Genomic DNA, 19,004 nt, shown 5'->3' on the forward strand with positions numbered 1-19,004 from the left:
GCCCCACCGCCGCCCCGGCGCAGAGGATCGCGGCGCAGGCGGACCCGGCCCGCGCCCAGCCGGCAATGGCCTATGCGCAGCTGTCAGCCAGCCGGCCGCCGGTGCAGGAAACGGCGGCGACCGCCGCCGCCACCGCCCGGGTTCAGCCCGCCGTCGCCCGCGCCGACGATCTCGGCGCTGTCGTCCCGGCGGCGCTGCCCGCCGCGGCCGCCACGCCGCAGGCCGAGCATGTGACCGCCGCGCTGGCCTTTCAGGGCAGCGATGGCGAGATCGACCCGGCCTCGCTGGCCGCGTTCCAGAGCTTCGTGCGTCCGGGAGATGCCGGCGCGCAGGCGCTGCGCGACGGCGTCGCCGGGCTGCTGGCCTCGGTGCCCTGCGGGCGGTTGCAGGTGGGGTTCGACCCGGACAGCGCCACGCTGCAGGTGAACGGCCACGTGCCCGAGGGCGACATGCGCGCGCCGGTCCTGGCCGCGCTGCGGACGCAGATGGGCGCCGACATCGCTGTGTCGGACAACATCCTGATCCTGCCGCGCCCGCAATGCGGCGCGCTGACCGGCATCGCCGATGTCGGCCTGCCGCAATCCACCGACCAGATCACCAACCCGCTGCTGATCGGGGCGGGCACCCAGGCGCGCGTGTTTTCCTATGTCGCCGGCGATCCGCTGTCCTTTGATCTGACAGCACCCGACTACCCGGCCTGGATCTATGTCGATTACTTCGACGCCGCCGGCGGCGTGCTGCACCTGGTGCCGAACGTCCACGTGCCGCTGCGCCGGTCGCAGGCGCAAAACGCGCTTCGGATCGGCGCGCAATCGGACTCGGACGAGGGGTTGCGCCTGCTGATCGGCCCGCCCTACGGGCAGGAAATCGCGGTCGCCTTCGCCGCCTCCGAGCCGCTCTACGACGGGCTGCGCCCGCTGACCGAACCGGCCGAACCCTATCTGGTCTGGCTCAAGGGCCGGGTCGCCGAGGCGCGCGCGCGGAGCCCCGACTTCAAGGGCGAATGGGTGTATTTCTTTGTGCGCACCTCGGAGAGATAGCCCCTACTGGCATCCCCCCGCCGCCCAGCTCTTCATCGCGCGCTTCATCACCCCGCCGAAGGGGTGCATCTTGTCGAGCGAGCGATGGGTGGTGCTGGCATAGACCTGGGCCTGATCGCACAGCCGCTCTTTCGACCACTGGTGACAGCTCGCGCAGGTCTTGTCCTTCCAGTAGCTCTCGGGCAGCCCCTCCACCGGCGGAAACAGCGGGCTCATCCCGATCAGCTCGGCCATCGACTTGCCCGAGACCGCCGGATCGTCGGACAACAGCGGGCTGGCAAAGGTGACCGGCCCGGCCTCGGCCCCCGGCTCTGCCGGCGGCTCGGCCTCCCGCGCGGGCGGCTCGGGTGGCGGGCCGGCGGGATCGGTCGCGGCGCCCCGGTCCAGCGCGGCGATCTCCTGCGCGACGAACTCGGCATAGACGCTGTCCGGGAAACGGTCGAGAAAGGCGCGGTACTGCGCGGCGGAGCCGGCCTGCTGCGCCGCCGCCAGCTGCGTCTGCTCATCCGGGCTCGGCCCGCTGCGCGACGCCGACGGCGCGCTGTCCTTGCCGGTGGCCAGCTCGTACTCCATCACCGATTCCAGCAGCCGGCGCGCCTCGGCGGCATAGACGCTGTCGGGATAGGCGCGCAGGAACAGCATCAGCTGCACCGGATCGCCCGCCGCCTGAACGCTGCGCCAGACCTGAAGCTCCTCCAGCGTGTCCGAGGGCGCGGCCGCGGCGGAGAAAAAGAAATCGCTGGTCATCGACGAGGTGTCCCAGGGCGTCTGCTGACCGCCGGTCCGCTCCAGCACCGCGACGCGCACCTGCTTGAACAGCTGTTCGATCGGCTGGCCGGGCTGTTCCAGCGCCTCGGCCAGAGCCTGGGTAAACGGGCTGTTGCCCCCCGCCCCGTCCAGCGCCACGCCCCCCGGCTCGGTGGCATAGGCCAGAAAGGTGCCGGTGGGCGCCTGCATCTCGGCCAGCCCGTTGTCGTCAAACGCCGGCAGCGTCGAGAACGGGTTGTTGCGGCAGGCGTCGAGGATCACGATATTGGTGCGGTTGCGCGCCGAATACATCTGCCGCAGCACCGATTGCGCCTCGACCGCCACCAGATCCAGATCGGCCGGATCCGCCAGCGCCACGTCGACCGGCAACAGATAGTTGGTCCCGAAGCTCTGCACCCCGTGCCCGGCATAGTAGAACAGCCCGGTCGCCTCCTTGCCGGCCTCGCGCAATTCGCGTCCGAACTGGGCGATGCCGCGCTTCATGGCGATCTGGCTGGCATCGGAAATCAGCGTGACGTCGAAACCCAGCCGCTCCAGCGCCGTGGCGATCAGACGGGCGTCATTCACCGGATTTTCCAGTGCCGTGACAGTGCCATAGGCGGAGTTGCCGATGACCAGCGCCAGCCGTTCCTCGGCGGCGGCCCCCCGCACGACGCCCACCACCAGCACCATCAGGAGCAGCGCGCGGCGCAGGTGGCTGTTGAACCTGTTCTGCAAACTCATTCGGTGTTCCCGGTCCCGCCCGACCCCGGTCAAGGCCGACATGCCGCATCGCGTTCTGCAATGCATTGAAACTATCGCTTTTTTTCCCGCCCCGGGCAAGTTTGCTGATACTCTGATTTCGATGCAACGCCCAGCCCGCGAAAGGAGGATCGCATGACGGTCTTGTCCCGCCTCTGCACCCTGATTTTCATCGTCCCGCTTCTGGTGCTGACCCCGGTGCTGACCCCGGTGCCGGGCGCACAGGCGCAGGAGACACAGCCCTTCGCCGGTGGCTGGCGGCTCGATCCCGCCGGGTCGGAGATTCGGTTCGTGTCGATCAAGAACGGCGATCTGGCCGAGGCCAGCCGCTTTGGCACGCTCAGCGGGCTGATCACCGATCAGGGCAAGGCGCAGATCCGCGTGCTGCTCGATTCGGTCGATACCGGCATCGACCTGCGCAACGTGCGGCTGCGCTTCATGCTGTTCGAGACCTTTCTGCACCCCGAGGCGATCATCACCACCCAGCTTGACTCTGCCCGGCTGCGCGACCTGCCGGCGGTGCGCAGCAAGCAGATCGACCTCAGCTATGCGCTGTCGCTGCACGGCATGACGCTGAGCAACACCGCGCGGGTTTCGGTCACCCTGCTGGACGAGGAGCGGGTCGAGGTGGCCTCGGTCGCGCCGATCCCGGTCTCGGCGATCAAATTCGGCATGGCGCAGGGAATCGCCGCGATGGAAAAGGCGGCCGCGGTGGCCGTCGTGCCGGTCGGAATCGTCAGTTTCACCCTTGTCTTCGACCGCGGCGCAGCCGAAGCGCCGGAGGCGGCGCCGCAGCCCCAGAGCGCCGCAACCACGGCCGCCCCCTCCGGCACCGGGCCGGCCGGCTGCGCCGAACGGCTGGTCGAGGCGTCGCGCGCCGGCGGCATCCATTTCGCCCCCGGCAGCGCCCGGCTCAGCGGCAACAGCGCCGCCGCGCTCGACCGGGTGGCCGAGATCGCCCGCGCCTGCGGCGGCCTGCGCATCCTGGTTGCCGGGCACACCGATTCCGATGGCGCCGCCGAGGCCAACCTGCGGCTCAGCCGGGCGCGCGCCGAGGCGGTGGCGGCGGCGCTGGCCATGCGCGGCATCGACCGGGCGCGGCTGCAGGCGCAGGGTTTTGGCGAAACCGAACCGCTGGTTCCCAACGACAGCGCCGCCAGCAAGGCGCGCAACCGGCGGATCGCATTCTCGGTGGCGGACTGACCGCCGGGCGCACCCGGCGCTTGCCCCGAATCACCGGTCCGGGTCACTCTGCGTCAACACATTGTTTGATTACCGTTTCCACTTTCGCCGGATTGCCCGGCGGACATTGTTTTTGGAGCCCGCGCCGATGCCCGACGGCCTGACCCCTGCGCAGATCGAATTCATCAACACCTATATCCGCATGCCCAAGCGCATGGGCAAGAAAAAGGCCCGCAAGCGGCGCGAGGCGGCGGCGCGCGAATTCGGCGCCTTCAACGTGCGCCACGACGTGGTCGAAGAGCGTATTCTGCAAATCGAGGATGCCGGCATCCGCGCCGGCCTGCTGGCCGATCTCGCCCGCGCCGCGCAGATCGTGGAGGCGAACCCGAAGAAGCCCGATTTCGACGGCGGGCTGGCGCATCTCGATCAGGTCAACACCACCGCCTGGATCCGCCTGCAACAGCAGGAGGCGGGCAAGAAATACGATGCCGTGCGCGACCGGGTGGAGGCCATGCTCGCCTCGCTCAGGGACGGGCCCGATGTAATGGCCTTTGACAATCAGGACGACATCATCCTGGTCTGGGAGTTTGCGCAGGAGAAATTCAACAGCGGGCTGGAGACGGATTCGCTCAAGGATCTGGGCGGCGCCGTCAAGGCGCTGGACCGGCTGTCGGGGCTGCTCGACAGCGCCGACACCGTCAATCCGTTCGAGCTGCGCGCCGAGGTTCTGGCCGAGGTCCGCGAAAGCGCCGAGGAGGGGCTGGCGGAAACCGTGCAGGCGGCGCGCCGCGAGCTGACCGAGATCTCCAACGCGCAGCTGCAACTGCGCGACCGGGCCACGCGGGCCTTTGGCGCCGCCGCGATCCCCGATGACATCGAGGCGCTGCTGGACCGGGTCGACCGGCGGCTGGACGCGGCGGGCGCGGTCGGCGCCGCCGAACTGCCGGCCCGCGCCGCCGTGGCCCGCACCGCCTTTGACGCCGCCGAGGCCGCCGTCGAAGGCCGCGCCGACGACAAGACCGCCTGGCAGGATCTTGAACGCCGCTTCCTGCGCAGCTGGGACATGATCACCGGCCATGCGCATAAGGACGAGCCGACCTATGTGAAGCCGAAATTCGATCCCATCGCCGCCGCCTACACGACCGCGCAGGACAAGGTCGCGCGCGGCGATTTCGCCGGGGCAAGCGCCGATCTGCAACCGCATCTGGCAAACGCCGCGACCCTGCTGGACATCGCCGACGACTACGGCCGTTTCCTCGTGATGGAGGCCAGCCGGCAGGCCATGCTGGACGCCCTGCCTGCCCCCGGGGGCTTTGCCGGGGTGCCGCAGATCAAGACCGCCATCGAGGCGGCGCTGACCCTGATGGACGAGGCGAAGGCGGCCCGCGACGGCGAGGACATGGCCGAGGCGGTGCGCAAGCTCGACGCGATCCCGGCGGCGGTCGGGGCCTATGACCGCCTGCGGGTGGCGCTGAAGAATTTCAACAGCAACCTCGAGGCGGTCGACGCCAAGATTACCGATTATGACGCGATGGACGCGGCGGTGACCGACAAGGTCGCGGACGAGATCGACCTGATGCGCGACACCCTGCAAGAGGCAGAAGATCTGGTCGTGGCCGGCGACCTGCTGGGCGGCTCGCACAGGCTCAAGGGCCTGCGCGGGCATTTCAAGGCGCTCGACAGGACCATCGCGCACATCACCGAGTTCAACACCGAATACCCGCTGTTCACCGCGCGCCGCCGCGAAACCAGGACGCGGCGCGGCGCCGGCGGGCGGGTGGCGATCGAGGAATATTACCAGCGCCTCAGGGACGACGACGCGCGCATCAAGGATTACACCACCGGCACCGACAAGGATTTCGGCCTCGCCCTGGCTGCGGCCATCGCGCTCAAGGACAAACATGCCGCGATGATGGCGCTGGCCGATCAGGCGCAGGACTATCTCCAGCGGCGCGGGGCGCTGAACACCGAAATTGCCCGCCTGCAGGGCGGCGCAGCCGGCGGCGAACAGGCCGCCGAGGCCATCGCCACCGCACGCCAGACCATGGCCAACGCCCAGGCGGCGACACAGTCGGGCGACTGGGGCGGCGCGGTGCGGCTGCTACAACACGCGGCCATGGAGCTCGAACAGGGCACCCGCGCCGCCGACATCGCCGACCGGATCGACGGGATGCAGGACACGGACAAGCTGGACGGTATCGCCGGCGATTTCGACGCCGCCTTGGGCGAGTTTCAGAAGATCGCGCGCGCCGTCGCGGGACTGGACACCGACAATGTGTTCGACGACCTGCTGGACCAGGCCGCGCAGACCGCGGAATCCGGCCGCGCCCATTTGGCCGCCGCCGCGCCCGATGCCGCCGCCGCCCGCCAGTGCATCGAACAGGCAATCGCCGCCTGCAAACAGGTGGCGACGAAGATCACCCTGAAAAACCTGTTCCAGCGCAAGGTGGAACAGGCCGAACGCGACCGCGACATCGTCAAGGACGGGAACGTTGGCAAAAGCCTCGATCCCGAACTGAACGAGATCAAGGCCCGGCTGCGCGCCGCCGGCCGACTGGCGACCGACCGGGACCATTCCGGCGCGCTGGACGAGCTGACCGAGGCGAACAGGCAGATCGGCATCGCGGTGCAGGTGCGCGATGTCTATGAAACCCTCTACAAACCGGCCCGCGACGATTTCAAATACGTGCTGAAAAAGCTGCGCAAGTCCGACGTCCAGCCCGGCCTGGGCGACGAGATCGCGCGGCTCGACCGGATCGGCACCGACATGGAGGCGGCGCTGACGGCCCGCGACACCGCCCGCATCAGGGCGCTGGCCAAGGAGGGCAACGGCCTGTTGCAGCCCTATCTGGACCTGGCCGAGAACTACAAAATCGCCACCAAATCGTACAAGGCCCGCTATACCAAAACCGGCGCGAAGAATTTGAATCACCCCGCGCTCGCCGGTCAGATCGCGCGCCTGCACGAGATCATCGAGGGCGTCGACCGGTTGATGGCGCAGCACGCCTATCGCGCCGCCTATCTGCAGATCGAGCGGACCGCCTATCTGATCGACCGGGTGGTCAAGGCGATCGCCGATTACCCCGCCTATGCCGCCGCGAAGGACAAGGCCGATCCCGCGATCCGGTCGCTGCTGGACCGCGACGACGCGGCGATGGGTCCGACCCATGACCGCATCGCCGAGCTGAAGGCCCGCTATGACGCCGCGCTCAAGGACGCCGGGATGGACCAATTCGCAGGCGCGCTGCGCAAGCTCGACGGATTTGTCGGCGCCTGCGACGCCATCGAGGATCAGGTCGACCGGTTCGAACGCTACGCCCTTGCGCGCGAGGCCGGACTGGCCGCGCTGCAACAGATCGCCAGCCGCGACACCGCCCCGATCGCACCGCTGTTCGCCCGGCTTGAGGGCAAGCGCGACAACGCGCTGGCAAAGGCGGCGGCGTTCGATTTTCCCATGGCCACCACGCTGTTTCAGGAACTGGTTTCGGACTGCGCCACCGCCGCCGCAACGCTGGATGAGCAGACCGCCTTTGGTGAGGTGCTGGATGCGATCAAGGCGGTCGGAAGCGATGACACCGACGATCTGAAGATGTCGATCAAGGCCGCCGACGCCACCTTCAAACAGCTGCGCGGCCGCCCCTCGGCGATGTACGTCAAGGCCCTGCTGGACACGGTGCAGACCGCGTTGCAGGAGGCCCGCGACAAGGTCGGGGACGACTTCGAGACCGCCCGCACCAGGGTCGGCGAGGCCATCGATCACTGCCGCGGCATCGCCTCGGAGATGGGGCAGTTCGATCAGCTATGCGATGCCGCCGACCTAGCGCGCGGGCTGGCCGCGAGCCTGGCGCAGCATCCCGAATACGCCTCCGGGCGCGCCGCGACCGAGACCGAGCTGGCGCGGGTGGAGACGGCGATGGCCGAGGCCCGGCGCGATCGCGCCCGGCGCGGCGTCAGCACCGACACGGTCGAGCAGGCGATCGCGGCCCTGCGCGCCCTGCGCAGCGAACTGGACGCCCATGCCGTCTATGTGGCCGAACGCAACCAGATCCGGTTCGCCCTGAACGGCCGTCTGGAAAAGCACCGCGACCGGTACCTGATGAAAACCGACATCGCGCTGATCCACAGCGCGCTGGACGAGGCCGAGACCAAGGCAACCGCCAAGGATTACAAGGGCGCATCGGCCGAGCTGAACAAGGCCCGCGCGCAGATCCCGGCAGCCGAGCTGCGGCTCAAGCTGGCCGCCAACGAGGTGCCTGCCCCCGAGGATATCCGCGCCTTTCTGGGCGATGCGGAGAGCACAAAGGCGCTCGACCGGATCATCAAGACGCTGGAGCCCGACATTCAGCGCAAGGTCATCGCGGTGGCGTTCAAGGAACGGTTCGGCTGCGATCTGACACTGTCGAACAAGCGCTGGGTTCCCGATGGCAGCGGCGGCTTCGAAAAGGAGATCACCGAGGACACCGACCTCGACCGCGATGCCCCCAACCTGCGCCGGTTCTACGACCTGATGGCCGCCCTGCCGGGCAGCGATACGCTGGACAACGACAGTTTCCTGTCCTTCTCGCATCGCGGCGGGGTGCAGGACGGCTCGTATTTCAATTTTGTCGAAAAGGTTGTCGCCATGCACGAGGGCGAGGCCAAGACCAGCGCCATCTACGGCATCAGCCAGGAGGCCGAGCTGGGTCCGCAGGACGATCTGTACAAGACCAAGGAGGACGAGCCGGTCAGCTTTTTCAACTGGAACACCCTGCATGAGGTGGCCCATGCGGTCGACGACAAGATGGGCTTCATGACCCGGCATCTGGGCGAGGACAGCGACACCTATGGCGGCTGGCGCCATCACCGCGCCGACGTGGGGCCGGTGGCCGCCGCGGTGGCCGGCAAGTTCGACTTCGACCCCGCCTATGTCGCCGAATACATGATCATGGGCGAAGGCTCCTCTCCGCCGGTGCCCGAGCCGCGCGACTGCGACGCCGAGGAATGGGACCGGCGGCGGCGCGATTGCGAGATCTGGGTCGACCGGGCGCGCGAGGGCAACGCGCCCTGGAAGACCAAGGTTTCGGCCGACGCCTGCACCATCGGCAACCGCGCCTATCACGAGGCGATGAAGGGCGACTGGGTCAGCTACCTGGCCTCGGCCCGGGCCAAGGGGGTGACCGGATACCAGTTCCGCGCCCCCGCCGAATGGTTCTCGGAGCTTTACGCTGCCTTCCACAGCGGCAAGCTCAAGGACAATCACCCCGCCGTCGCCTGGCTGGAAGACCTCTGATCCCCGAAAGGACCGCCTGCCATGTCCCTGTTCAGATCCACCGTCATCGCCTGCCCGTCCTGCGGCGCGGACATCCCGTTCGAGGAATGCGACAGCGTCAACGCCGACCGCCGGCCCGACCTGCGCGAGGCGATCCTGGAGGGCAGCTTTCAGAGCCTGCCCTGTCCCGGCTGCGGCGAGACCGTGCGGATGGAGCCGCAGTTCAATTACCTCGAGGTCGGCGCCGGGCTGTGGATCGCGGTGTTTCCCGGCCGGATGATGCCCGATTACATCGCGGTCGAGGATGCGATCACCGAGGTGTTCGAAACCTCCTACGGCGCCCGCGCCCTGCCCTCGGCGCGCGAGATCGGCGCCGGGCTCGACGTGCGGCTGGTGTTCGGCTGGCCGGCGCTGACGGAAAAGCTGGTGCTGCGCGCGGCCGGGCTGGACGATGTCACCGTCGAACTGCTCAAGCTCGACCTGATGCGGCGGCTGCCTGAGGCCGACATGGGCCCGGGCCGCGAATTGCGGGTGACCTCGGTCGAGCAGGACGCCCTGAATTTCGTCTGGATCCTGACCGAGCGGGAGGTGCCGATGGACGGCTTCGCCGCCCACCGCGCGCTCTATGACGCCATCGAAGAGGCGCCCGGTGCATGGGCACCGATCCGCGCGCAGCTGACGGACGGCCCGTTTGCCGACATGCAGAAACTCTTCATCGGCGAGGGGCGCGCCGCCGCCGAATGAGGCCCGCTCAGGCGGCGTCGAGCTCGGCCGAGGGGATCACCGGAAAGAACGCGCCCTGCGACCACAGCCCGAACCAGCCGTCGTGATGGACGCCCAGATCGACCAGCCGGTAAAAGCTCTTGCGGTCGATCAGCGCCTCGAGGTTGGCGCGGATCAGGACATAGGGCGACGGCTCGCCCGTCTCTGGATCGCGCTCCACCCTGATCGGGTGATCGGGGCCGGCCACCGCCCGGTCGCCCACATGGGTGACGAAGGTCAGGATCTGTGCCCGCTCCTCGCCCTCCGCCTCGAAATCGACGGCGACAAAGGGGGCATCATCGACGGTGATTCCAACCTTTTCCACCGGCGTGACCAGAAAGTATTTCCCGTCCTCCTTCCTGAGAATCGAGGAAAACAGTTTCACCAGTTCCGGCCGCCCGATCGGTGTGCCGAGATAGAACCAGGTGCCATCGCGGGCGATGCGCATGTCCAGATCGCCGCAAAACGGCGGGTTCCACAGATGCACCGGCGGCAATCCGCGCGTTTTGCCGGCGCGCACCGCGCTGGCTATGCCCTCGGCCGAAGGTGTCACAGGTTTTTGTCCGCTCATCTGTTTTGCCATTTCCATTCCGCACTATAGTCTTATCAAACATATGGCCCATGAAAGGAATGTCATGTCCGATCCTGACGATCTGATCGCCGAGATTGAGGCGCTGGAGGACAAGCTGGCCCAGGCCAGGGCGTCGATCACCCGCCGGTTCATCGGGCAGGAGCGGGTCGTGGACCTGACGCTGGCTGCGCTGCTCTGCGGCGGGCACGCCCTGCTGATCGGGCTGCCCGGTCTGGGCAAGACCCGGCTGGTCGAGACGCTGTCGACGGTGATGGGGCTGGACGGCAACCGCATCCAGTTCACGCCCGACCTGATGCCCGCCGACATCCTCGGCTCGGAGGTGCTGGACACCGCGCCCGACGGCAGCCGCAGCTTTCGCTTCGTGCCCGGGCCGATCTTTTGCCAGCTGCTGATGGCCGACGAGATCAACCGCGCCAGCCCGCGCACCCAGTCGGCGCTGCTGCAGGCGATGCAGGAACGGGTGGTGACCGTGGCGGGCGAGGACCGGCCGCTGGGCGCGCCTTTCCATGTGCTGGCCACCCAGAACCCGATCGAGCAGGAGGGCACCTATCCCCTGCCCGAGGCGCAGCTCGACCGCTTCCTTGTGCAGATCGATGTCCCCTATCCCGACCGCCGCACCGAACGCGACATCCTTCTGGCCACCACCGGCGTGGCCGAGGAGGAGGCCGTGCAGGTGTTCACGGCGGCAGAGCTGATCGCGGCGCAGACCCTGCTGCGGCGGATGCCGGTGGGCGAGTCGGTGGTCGACATGATCCTCGATCTGGTGCGCGCCTTCCGCCCGGACGAGCCGGGGGTGTCGGAGCGCGTGGCCGAGACCGTGGCCTGGGGACCGGGGCCGCGCGCGGCGCAGGCGCTGATGCTGACGGTGCGGGCGCGGGCGCTGCTGCAGGGGCGGTTGGCGCCCAGCGCCGAGGACGTGATCGACATGGCCCGCCCGGTTCTGAGCCACCGGATGGCGCTGAACTTTGCCGCGCGGGCGCGCGGTGACAGCCTGGCCGAACTGATCGAAAACACCGCCGCCGCGCTGACCCGCAACGAGGCTGCGGCGTGACATCCCCCTCCGCCCCAACACTGCGCGAACGCGCCGAGGCGGAGGCCGCGCGGCTGCCGCCGCTGCTGGCGCGGGCCGACCATCTGGCCGGCACCGTCCTTTTGGGCGAACACGGCCGGCGCCGCGCCGGGCTGGGGGACGATTTCTGGCAATACCGGCCGGCGCAACCGGGCGACAGCCGGCGGATGATCGACCACCGCCGCTCCGCCCGGGGCGATCAGCAGTTCGTGCGCGAACGGGAATGGCAGATCGCGCAATCGGTGATGCTCTGGGTCGATCAGGGCGCCTCGATGCGGTTTACCTCGCACGACCGATTGCCGACCAAGGCCGACCGCGCGCGGCTGCTGGGGCTGGCGCTGGCGATCCTGCTGGTACAGGGGGGCGAGCGGGTCGGGCTGACCGGCAGCGCGCTGCCGCCCCGGCGCGGCCGCAACCAGATCCTGCGCCTGGCCGAGGCGTTGGGCGTTGACGCGCCCGAGGACTACGCCCCGCCCGAGCATCGGGCGATGATCCCCCATGCCCGCGCCGTGTTCCTGTCCGATTTCCTCGGCGATCTGCATGAGGTCGAGCGGGCGCTGACCAAGGCCGCCGATCGCGGCGTGCGCGGCGTGCTCTTTCAAGTGCTCGACCCCAGCGAGGAAAGCTTTCCGTTCCAGGGCCGCACGATCTTCGAGAGCGTCGGCGGCACCCTGCGCCATGAGACGCTGAAGGCAGGCGAATTGCGCGACCGCTACAGGGCGCGGCTGGCGGCGCGGCGCGACCGGCTGGCGGCGCTGTGCCGCGCGACCGGCTGGCGGTTGGGCCTGCACCACACCCAAGACAGCGCGCAATCGGCGCTGCTCTGGCTCTACCGCGCGCTCGATGGAGGCACCTCGTGACCGTGCTGGGCGGCATCGGCTTTACCGCGCCCTGGTTGCTGCTGGGGCTGCTCGCGCTGCCGATCCTCTGGCTGATCCTGCGCGCGATCCCGCCGGCACCGGTGCGGCGGCGGTTTCCCGGCGTCGCGTTGCTGCTGGGGCTGAAGGACGACGACAGCATCTCGGACCGCACGCCCTGGTGGCTGCTGGCGCTGCGGATGCTGGCGCTGGCGGCGCTGATCGTCGGGCTGGCCGGCCCGGTGCTGAACCCGCAACAGGACCGGGCCGGTCGCGGTCCGTTGCTGATCGTGCTGGATGCCAGCTGGGCCGGCGCGCCGCGCTGGACCGCGCGGCTGGAGCTTCTCGACGCGCAGCTTGCCGAGGCCGGGCGCGGTGGCCGGCCGGTGGCGCTGCTGGCGCTGACCGCGCCCGAGCCGCTGAATTTCCAGTCGGCGGACATCTGGCGCAGCCGGCTGCCCGGACTTGCCCCCGCGCCCTGGCAGCCGACCGCGGCACAGCTTGAGGTAGCCCGCGCGGCGGTCGAGGAGGGCGGCGCGGGCGGCTTTGATACCCTCTGGCTCGGCGACGGGCTGGCCTATCCGGACCGCGCGCCGCTGCTCGGGGCCCTGCGCGCCAGGGGCGATCTGCGGGTGGTCGAGACCGGCCAGCCGGTGCTGGGCATCGGCCCCGCCGGGTTCAAGGATGGCGCCGTGCAGCTGACGCTGCACCGCTCCGACGTGGGCCCCGCGCGCGAGGTGACGGTGCTGGCGCAGGGCCACGATCCAGCCGGCACCGCCCGGGTGCTGGCCAGCCTGCCGGCCCGGTTCGAGCCGGGCGCGACCGAGGCCAGCGCCGCCCTGTCGCTGCCGGCCGAGCTGCGGGCGCGGATCACCCGGTTCGAGATTCAGGGACAGCGGTCGGCCGGGGCGATGACGCTGGCCGACGACCGGCTGCGGCGGCGCGAGGTGGCGCTGATCGCCGGGCGCGAGGACCGTGAGGGGCTGGAGCTGCTGTCGCCGCTGCATTACCTCAAACAGGCGCTGGCGCCGAGTGCCGATCTGCTCGAAGGCGCGCTTTTGGATCTGATCCCCGCAAACCCGGATGTGATCGTGATGGCCGATGTCGCCACCCTGTCGCAGGCCGAGCAGGCGGCGCTGACCGGCTGGGTGGAAAAGGGCGGCATGCTGCTGCGCTTTGCCGGCCCGCATCTGGCCGCCAGCGATGTCAGCCGCACCGAGGAGGATCCGCTGATGCCGGTGCGGCTGCGCAGCGGCGGCCGCACCGTCGGCGGCGCGATGAGCTGGGGCGCGCCCAAGGCGCTGGCCGCCTTCCCCCCCGACACCCCCTTTGCCGGGCTGCCGATCCCCGAGGATGTGAATGTGAGCGCGCAGGTCATGGCCCAGCCCGACCCGGTGCTGGCCGAGCGGGTGATCGCCGCGCTGGGCGACGGCACGCCGCTGGTGACCCGCAAGGCGCTGGGTCAGGGGCAGGTGGTGCTGTTTCATGTCACCGCCAACGCCGAATGGTCGACACTGCCGCTTTCCGGTCTCTTCGTGCAGATGCTGGAGCGGCTGGCGGTGTCCTCATCGGCCAAACCGCCGCAGGCGGGCGATCTGGCCGGCACCACCTGGCGGCCGGTGCAGGTGATGGACGGGTTCGGTACCCTGCACGACGCCGGCAACCTGCCCGGGGTCGCCGGCGAGGCGCTGGCCGGGGCGCCGCCCGGCCCCGACCTGCGTCCGGGCATCTATGACGACGGCGAGCGGCGGCTGGCGCGCAACGTGCTGGGCCCGGAGGCGGTGTTGACGCCGGTGCAGTGGCCCGAGGGGGTGCCGGTGGAGACCCTGACCCGCACGCCGGAGCGGCCCTTGGGCGGGCCGCTGCTGGCGCTGGCGCTGCTGCTGCTGGTGGCCGATGTGATCGCGGCGCTGGCGCTGGGCGGGCGGCTGATGCCGTCGCGCGGGCGCATCGCCGCCCTCGGTGCCGCGCTGTGTCTGGCCGGCCTGCCCGGCCATCCGGTCGGGGCCCAGGATTCCGATGCGGACCAGACCGCCTTTGCCCTCGCCGCCACCCACGAGCTGACCCTCGCCCATGTGCTGACCGGCAACGCCGAGCTGGACGACATCGCCCGGGCCGGGCTGCGCGGGCTGTCCGACACGCTCAGTTTCCGCACCTCGGTCGAGCCGGCACCGCCGATGGGCGTCGATCTGGAACGCGACGAGCTGGCCTTCTTTCCGATCCTCTACTGGCCGGTGACGCCGGAACAGCCGCGCCCCTCGGATGCGGCCTATGCCAAGCTCAACGCCTATCTGCGGTCCGGGGGCATGATCCTGTTCGACACCCGCGACGCCAATATCGCCAGCTTCGGCGCCGCCAGCCCCAATGGCCGCAAGCTGCAGGAACTGGCCGCCCCGCTCGACATCCCGCCGCTGGAGCCGGTGCCGCGCGACCACGTGCTGACGCGGGCCTTCTACCTGTTGCAGGATTTCCCCGGCCGTCATGCCGAGGGCCGGATCTGGGTCGAGGCCGCCCCACCCGATGCCGAACAGATCGAGGGGATGCCGTTCCGCAACCTCAACGACGGGGTGACGCCGGTGGTGATCGGTGGCAACGACTGGGCCGGGGCCTGGGCGGTGGACCGTGACGGGCGGCCGCTGCTGCCGGTCGGGCGCGGGTTCACCGGCGAGCGGCAGCGCGAACTGGCGCTGCGGTTTGGCGTCAACCTGATCATGCATGTGCTGACCGGCAACTACAAATCCGACCAGGTGCATGTGCCCGCACTTCTCGACAGGCTGGGACAATGACCGGAACCATCGTCTTCGACCCGCTGATCCCCTGGCCGGTGCTGGCGGTGCTGGCGGCACTGTCGCTGGCGGCGGTTGCGTTGGCGCTCTGGCGCGGCCTGACGGGCTGGGCGCTGCGGCTGCTGGCCGCCGTGGTGATCGCCGGTGCGCTGAGCGGGCCCGGCTATCAGCTCGAGGATCGCGCGCCGCTCACCGATATCGTGCTGATGCTCGAAGATGAAAGCGCCAGCCAGTCCCTCTCGGACCGGCCCGATCAGCTGAGCGCGGCGGCCGAGGCGCTGGCCGCGCAGCTTTCGGCGCGGCCCAATACAGACCTGCGCCGGGTGCGGGTGCCCGACGGCGCGGGCGATGCCGGCACCGAACTGATGACAGCGCTTTCCACCGCTCTGGCCGAAGAGCCGCGCGGGCGTATCGCCGGGATCATCGCGCTGTCGGACGGGCGTGTGCATGACATCGAGCGCGCGCCGGAGCTGCCGGCGCCGCTGCACCTGCTGCTGACCGGGCGCGCGGAGGACTGGGATCGCCGCCTGACCGTGCGCAACGCCCCCGCCTTTGCCATCATCGGCGAGCCGGTGACGCTGACGCTGAGGATCGAGGACAGCGGCGCGGCACCGCGCGCGGCGGCCAGCGCGCCGCTGGACATCTCGGTCGACGGCGCCCCGCCCGAACGGTTCGAGCTGCCGATCGGGCGGGACATCGAGCTGCCCGTCACCCTGCCCCATGGCGGGCGCAACGTGATCCGGTTCTCGGTGCCCGAGGCGGCGGGCGAGCTGACCGACCGCAACAACAGCGCGCTGATCCAGATGAACGGGGTGCGCGACCGGCTGCGGGTGCTGCTGGTCTCGGGCGAGCCGCATGCGGGCGGGCGCACCTGGCGCAACCTGCTGAAATCGGACTCATCCGTCGATCTGGTGCATTTCACCATCCTGCGGCCGCCGGAGAAACAGGACGGCGTGCCGGTGGACGAGCTGTCGCTGATCGCCTTTCCGACGCGCGAGCTGTTTCTGGAAAAGATCGACGATTTCGACCTGATCATCTTCGACCGCTATCAGCGGCGCGGCATCCTGCCGGCGATCTACCTCGACAACGTGGCCAATTACGTGACCGGCGGCGGCGCGGTGCTGGTCGCGGCGGGGCCGGACTTCGCCACCGCCGACAGCATCTATCGCTCGCCGCTTGCCCCGGTTGTGCCGGCGCGGCCCACCGCCCGGGTGATCGAAGAGCGCTATCGCCCCGAGGTGACCGACCTGGGCGCGCGCCACCCCGTCACCGCCGATCTCGGCGACAGCGATCGCTGGGGATCGTGGCTGCGCCAGATCGAGGTTACGCCGGAGGCCGGCGACGTGGTGATGACCGGATATGAGGGCAAGCCGCTGCTGATCCTCGACCGCGTCGGCGAGGGGCGGGTGGCGCTGCTGGCCTCGGATCACGCCTGGCTGTGGAGCCGGGGATATGATGGCGGCGGCCCGCAGCTGGAGCTGCTGCGACGGCTGGCCCACTGGATGATGAAAGAGCCGGAACTGGAGGAAGAGGCGCTCTGGGCCGAGGCGACCGGGCAGTCGATGCGCATCATCCGCCGCACGCTGGGCGAGGCGGTCGGACCGGTGACGGTGACACGCCCCGACGGCAGCACGGAAGACATCGACCTCAGCGAGGTATCCCCAGGCCGGTTCGAGGCGCGCTATGAGGGGCCCGAGATCGGGCTTTACCGGCTGGTGGAGGGCGAGCAGCACGCGGTGATCGGATTGGGCCCGGCGGCGCCAAAGGAGTTCGAGCAGACCATCGCCACCGGCGCGGTGATGGAACCGGTGATCGCGCCGCTGAGGGGCGGAATCCTGCGGCTGGAGGACGGGCTGCCGCGCCTGCGCGAGGTGCGCGAGGGCCGCCCGGCGGCCGGGCGCGGCTGGATCGGCCTGACCCCACGCGGGGCCTATGAGACCCGGGACGTGCGGCAGTCGCCGCTGTTGCCGGCCTGGCTGGTGCTGCTGCTGGCCTCGGGGCTGATCCTGGCCGGGTGGTTGCGGGAGGGGCGGCGGTAGCGGAGGCCCCAAAGAGCAGGCCGCGCGAGCGCCGGACCGGGGGCTGGCGCAGCAACGGCTGTTCGGCGCGCTTTATCTTTACCAAATCCGGACGACATCCGAGCGGCGCGCTCACGTTGATAGAACGCCAGACCGCCGGGACGGTCCGGCGCTGGCGCGGCGGCCTTCAGCCTTGATTCCGCACAGGGGACTTTGCCCGGCAGGCCAATGAAAAAGGGGCCCGACGGGGCCCCTTCCCTTTCACTTTTCAACCTCGGATCACTCGGCCCAGCTGACCGCCGTCAGGTCGGTCGCCTGGGTCGGCGCGTTGCTCCAGAGGCCCTGCACCCCGGCCTTGGCCACGCTCAGCGCGGCAAGCTGGAACAGGTAGCCGTTGACGTAATCGTCGGCGATGATCTTCTGCGCCTGTTGCAGCAGCTCGGTGCGTTTGGCCGGATCGGTGGTGGCATTGAGCGTTGTCATCAGCTCCTGAAAGCCCGGGTTGTCATACTGGAAATAATACTCCGGCCGGGCATAGATTCCGATGTCCATCGGCTCGGTATGGCTGACGATGGTCAGACCGAAATTCTTGCCCCGGAACACGGTTTCCAGCCATTGCGCCCATTCCACATTGACGATCTGCGCCTTGATCCCGACCTCGGCCAGCTGCGCCGCGATGATCTCGCCGCCGCGCCGCGCGTAAGAGGGCGGCGGCAGGTGCAGCGTGGTCTCGAACCCGTCCGGCAGACCGGCCTCGGCCAGCAGTTTCTTCGACAGCTCGGGATCATGGGCGGACTGCCCGGTCAGATCGACATAGGCCGGGTTATGCGGCGCGAAATGGGTGCCGATGGGGGTGCCATAGCCGAACATCGCGCCGTCGATGATCGCCTGCCGGTCGATGGCATGGGCGACCGCCTCGCGCACCTTGACGTTGTCAAAGGGGGGCTGCTTGTTGTTGGTCGACAGGATGGTCTCGCCCTCGGTCGAGCCGACCAGCACCTGGAACCGCGGATCGGCCTCGAACTGCGGCATGTTCTCCGGCGCGGGGAAGCCCGAGAACACATCCACATCCTCGGCCATCACCGCGGCAAAGGCGGCGGTCGGGTCCGAGATGAACTTGAACGTCGCCTTGTCCAGCTTGGCCGGGGTGCCCCAATACTCGGGGTTCTTCTCCAGCACGATCTTGTCGCCCTGCACCCATTCGGCGAATTTGAAGGCGCCGGTGCCCACCGGCGTCTGCTTGATGCCCTCGATGCTCTCGGGGGCCACGATGACCGCATCGCCCCAGGCCATGTTAAACAGGAAACTGCCGTTCGGCTCGCTCAGCGTCACCTGGACGGTCAGCGGGTCCACCACCGCCACATCGGCGATCCCGGCAAACAGCGCCTTTTGCGCATTGGCGCTGTCCTCGGCGCGGGCGCGATCCAGGCTGAATTTCACGTCTTCGGCGTCCATCGCGGTGCCGTCGTGGAATTTCACCCCGTCATGCAGATGAAAGGTATAGGTCAGCCCGTCCCCGGAAATGTCCCAGCTTTCGGCCAGCCCCGGCACCACCGAGCCGTCGCCCATGAACCGCGTCAGACCCTCGAACACGTTGGAATAGAGCACCGAGTCGATGGCCCCCGCCGCAGCGCTGGTCGGGTCCAGATGCGGCGGCTCCAGCTGCATCGCCACGGTGATGTCCGATTGCGCCAGCGCCGCCCCTGCGGTGAGCGCGGTGCTCAGCGCGAGGGCCGAACCAACCCCCCGAATGAACCGAAAATGTTGCATCTGTCGAAATCCCCTCTTGTTGGCCCCGCCGGTGCCGGGGCTGTCCGGGCAAGTGTCCACCCAAACCCCGCCCGCGATCAAGGAAATGTTGGCGCAATCAGGGTGGAACAGTGGGATCGGGGTTGCTATCCCGCCTGCACCCTGCCGCCCGTGAATTTTCCCGGCGGCGTT

General features: G+C 69.4%; 11 protein-coding genes. 8 read left to right on the forward strand and 3 right to left on the reverse strand.

The window, feature by feature from the left end; genetic code table 11:
* Positions 1-1,040: DUF4384 domain-containing protein (locus E1832_RS22410; RefSeq protein ID WP_165978793.1), on the forward strand; the 1,040-nt coding region annotated here is incomplete at its 5' end.
* Positions 1,041-1,043: 3 nt separating this feature from the next.
* Here the strand turns inward: E1832_RS22410 and E1832_RS04290 are convergent.
* The gene (locus E1832_RS04290; RefSeq protein ID WP_133358500.1) at positions 1,044-2,531 is read right to left on the reverse strand and encodes a caspase family protein; all 1,488 of its coding nucleotides are present in this window, start codon (positions 2,529-2,531) and stop codon (positions 1,044-1,046) included.
* A gap of 153 nt (positions 2,532-2,684) precedes the next feature.
* On the opposite strand from E1832_RS04290, the gene E1832_RS04295 reads away from it, so the two are divergent.
* The 3 genes from E1832_RS04295 (at position 2,685) to E1832_RS04305 (ending at position 9,723) form a co-directional block, all read left to right on the forward strand.
* The gene (locus E1832_RS04295) at positions 2,685-3,752 is read left to right on the forward strand and encodes an OmpA family protein (RefSeq protein ID WP_133358501.1); all 1,068 of its coding nucleotides are present in this window, start codon (positions 2,685-2,687) and stop codon (positions 3,750-3,752) included.
* A 127-nt stretch (positions 3,753-3,879) separates the two neighbouring features.
* A complete protein-coding gene (locus E1832_RS04300; RefSeq protein ID WP_133358502.1) occupies positions 3,880-9,000 on the forward strand; it encodes a hypothetical protein in 5,121 nt (1,706 codons plus the stop codon).
* 21 nt (positions 9,001-9,021) lie between these two features.
* Complete coding sequence (locus E1832_RS04305; RefSeq protein WP_133358503.1) at positions 9,022-9,723, forward strand: CpXC domain-containing protein; 702 nt, start codon at positions 9,022-9,024, stop codon at positions 9,721-9,723.
* 7 nt (positions 9,724-9,730) lie between these two features.
* Here E1832_RS04305 and E1832_RS04310 read toward each other — a convergent pair whose 3' ends face one another.
* Complete coding sequence (locus E1832_RS04310; protein ID WP_133358504.1) at positions 9,731-10,312, reverse strand: DUF1285 domain-containing protein; 582 nt, start codon at positions 10,310-10,312, stop codon at positions 9,731-9,733.
* Positions 10,313-10,376: 64 nt separating this feature from the next.
* On the opposite strand from E1832_RS04310, the gene E1832_RS04315 reads away from it, so the two are divergent.
* Genes E1832_RS04315 through E1832_RS04330 form a run of 4 tightly spaced genes read left to right on the forward strand, consistent with a single transcriptional unit; the run spans position 10,377 to position 17,084 of the window.
* Positions 10,377-11,384 (forward strand): AAA family ATPase, encoded by a 1,008-nt coding sequence (locus E1832_RS04315; RefSeq protein WP_133358505.1) that lies wholly within the window; start codon positions 10,377-10,379, stop codon positions 11,382-11,384.
* Complete coding sequence (locus E1832_RS04320; RefSeq protein ID WP_133358506.1) at positions 11,381-12,262, forward strand: DUF58 domain-containing protein; 882 nt, start codon at positions 11,381-11,383, stop codon at positions 12,260-12,262. Before E1832_RS04315 ends, E1832_RS04320 begins: the two co-directional genes overlap by 4 nt.
* Positions 12,259-15,045, forward strand: a complete 2,787-nt coding sequence (locus E1832_RS04325; RefSeq protein WP_133358507.1) for a DUF4159 domain-containing protein — start codon at positions 12,259-12,261, stop codon at positions 15,043-15,045. Before E1832_RS04320 ends, E1832_RS04325 begins: the two co-directional genes overlap by 4 nt.
* The gene (locus tag E1832_RS04330; RefSeq protein WP_133358508.1) at positions 15,042-17,084 is read left to right on the forward strand and encodes a hypothetical protein; all 2,043 of its coding nucleotides are present in this window, start codon (positions 15,042-15,044) and stop codon (positions 17,082-17,084) included. Before E1832_RS04325 ends, E1832_RS04330 begins: the two co-directional genes overlap by 4 nt.
* Before the next feature lie 258 nt (positions 17,085-17,342).
* Here E1832_RS04330 and E1832_RS04335 read toward each other — a convergent pair whose 3' ends face one another.
* The gene (locus E1832_RS04335; RefSeq protein WP_133358509.1) at positions 17,343-18,833 is read right to left on the reverse strand and encodes an ABC transporter substrate-binding protein; all 1,491 of its coding nucleotides are present in this window, start codon (positions 18,831-18,833) and stop codon (positions 17,343-17,345) included.
* Positions 18,834-19,004: the final 171 nt, after the last annotated feature.

Origin of the sequence: Antarcticimicrobium luteum (assembly GCF_004358185.1) — a bacterium.
In the GTDB taxonomy this organism is placed as follows: Bacteria; Pseudomonadota; Alphaproteobacteria; order Rhodobacterales; family Rhodobacteraceae; genus Antarcticimicrobium; species Antarcticimicrobium luteum.

Bases quoted from the DNA above. Each gene is read 5' to 3' on its own strand.
- E1832_RS04290 (WP_133358500.1), bottom strand. From the start codon at position 2,531: ATGAGTTTGCAGAACAGGTTCAACAGCCACCTGCGCCGCGCGCTGCTC.
- E1832_RS04295 (WP_133358501.1), top strand. From the start codon at position 2,685: ATGACGGTCTTGTCCCGCCTCTGCACCCTGATTTTCATCGTCCCGCTT.
- E1832_RS04300 (WP_133358502.1), top strand. From the start codon at position 3,880: ATGCCCGACGGCCTGACCCCTGCGCAGATCGAATTCATCAACACCTAT.
- E1832_RS04305 (WP_133358503.1), top strand. From the start codon at position 9,022: ATGTCCCTGTTCAGATCCACCGTCATCGCCTGCCCGTCCTGCGGCGCG.
- E1832_RS04310 (WP_133358504.1), bottom strand. From the start codon at position 10,312: ATGAGCGGACAAAAACCTGTGACACCTTCGGCCGAGGGCATAGCCAGC.
- E1832_RS04315 (WP_133358505.1), top strand. From the start codon at position 10,377: ATGTCCGATCCTGACGATCTGATCGCCGAGATTGAGGCGCTGGAGGAC.
- E1832_RS04330 (WP_133358508.1), top strand. From the start codon at position 15,042: ATGACCGGAACCATCGTCTTCGACCCGCTGATCCCCTGGCCGGTGCTG.
- E1832_RS04335 (WP_133358509.1), bottom strand. From the start codon at position 18,833: ATGCAACATTTTCGGTTCATTCGGGGGGTTGGTTCGGCCCTCGCGCTG.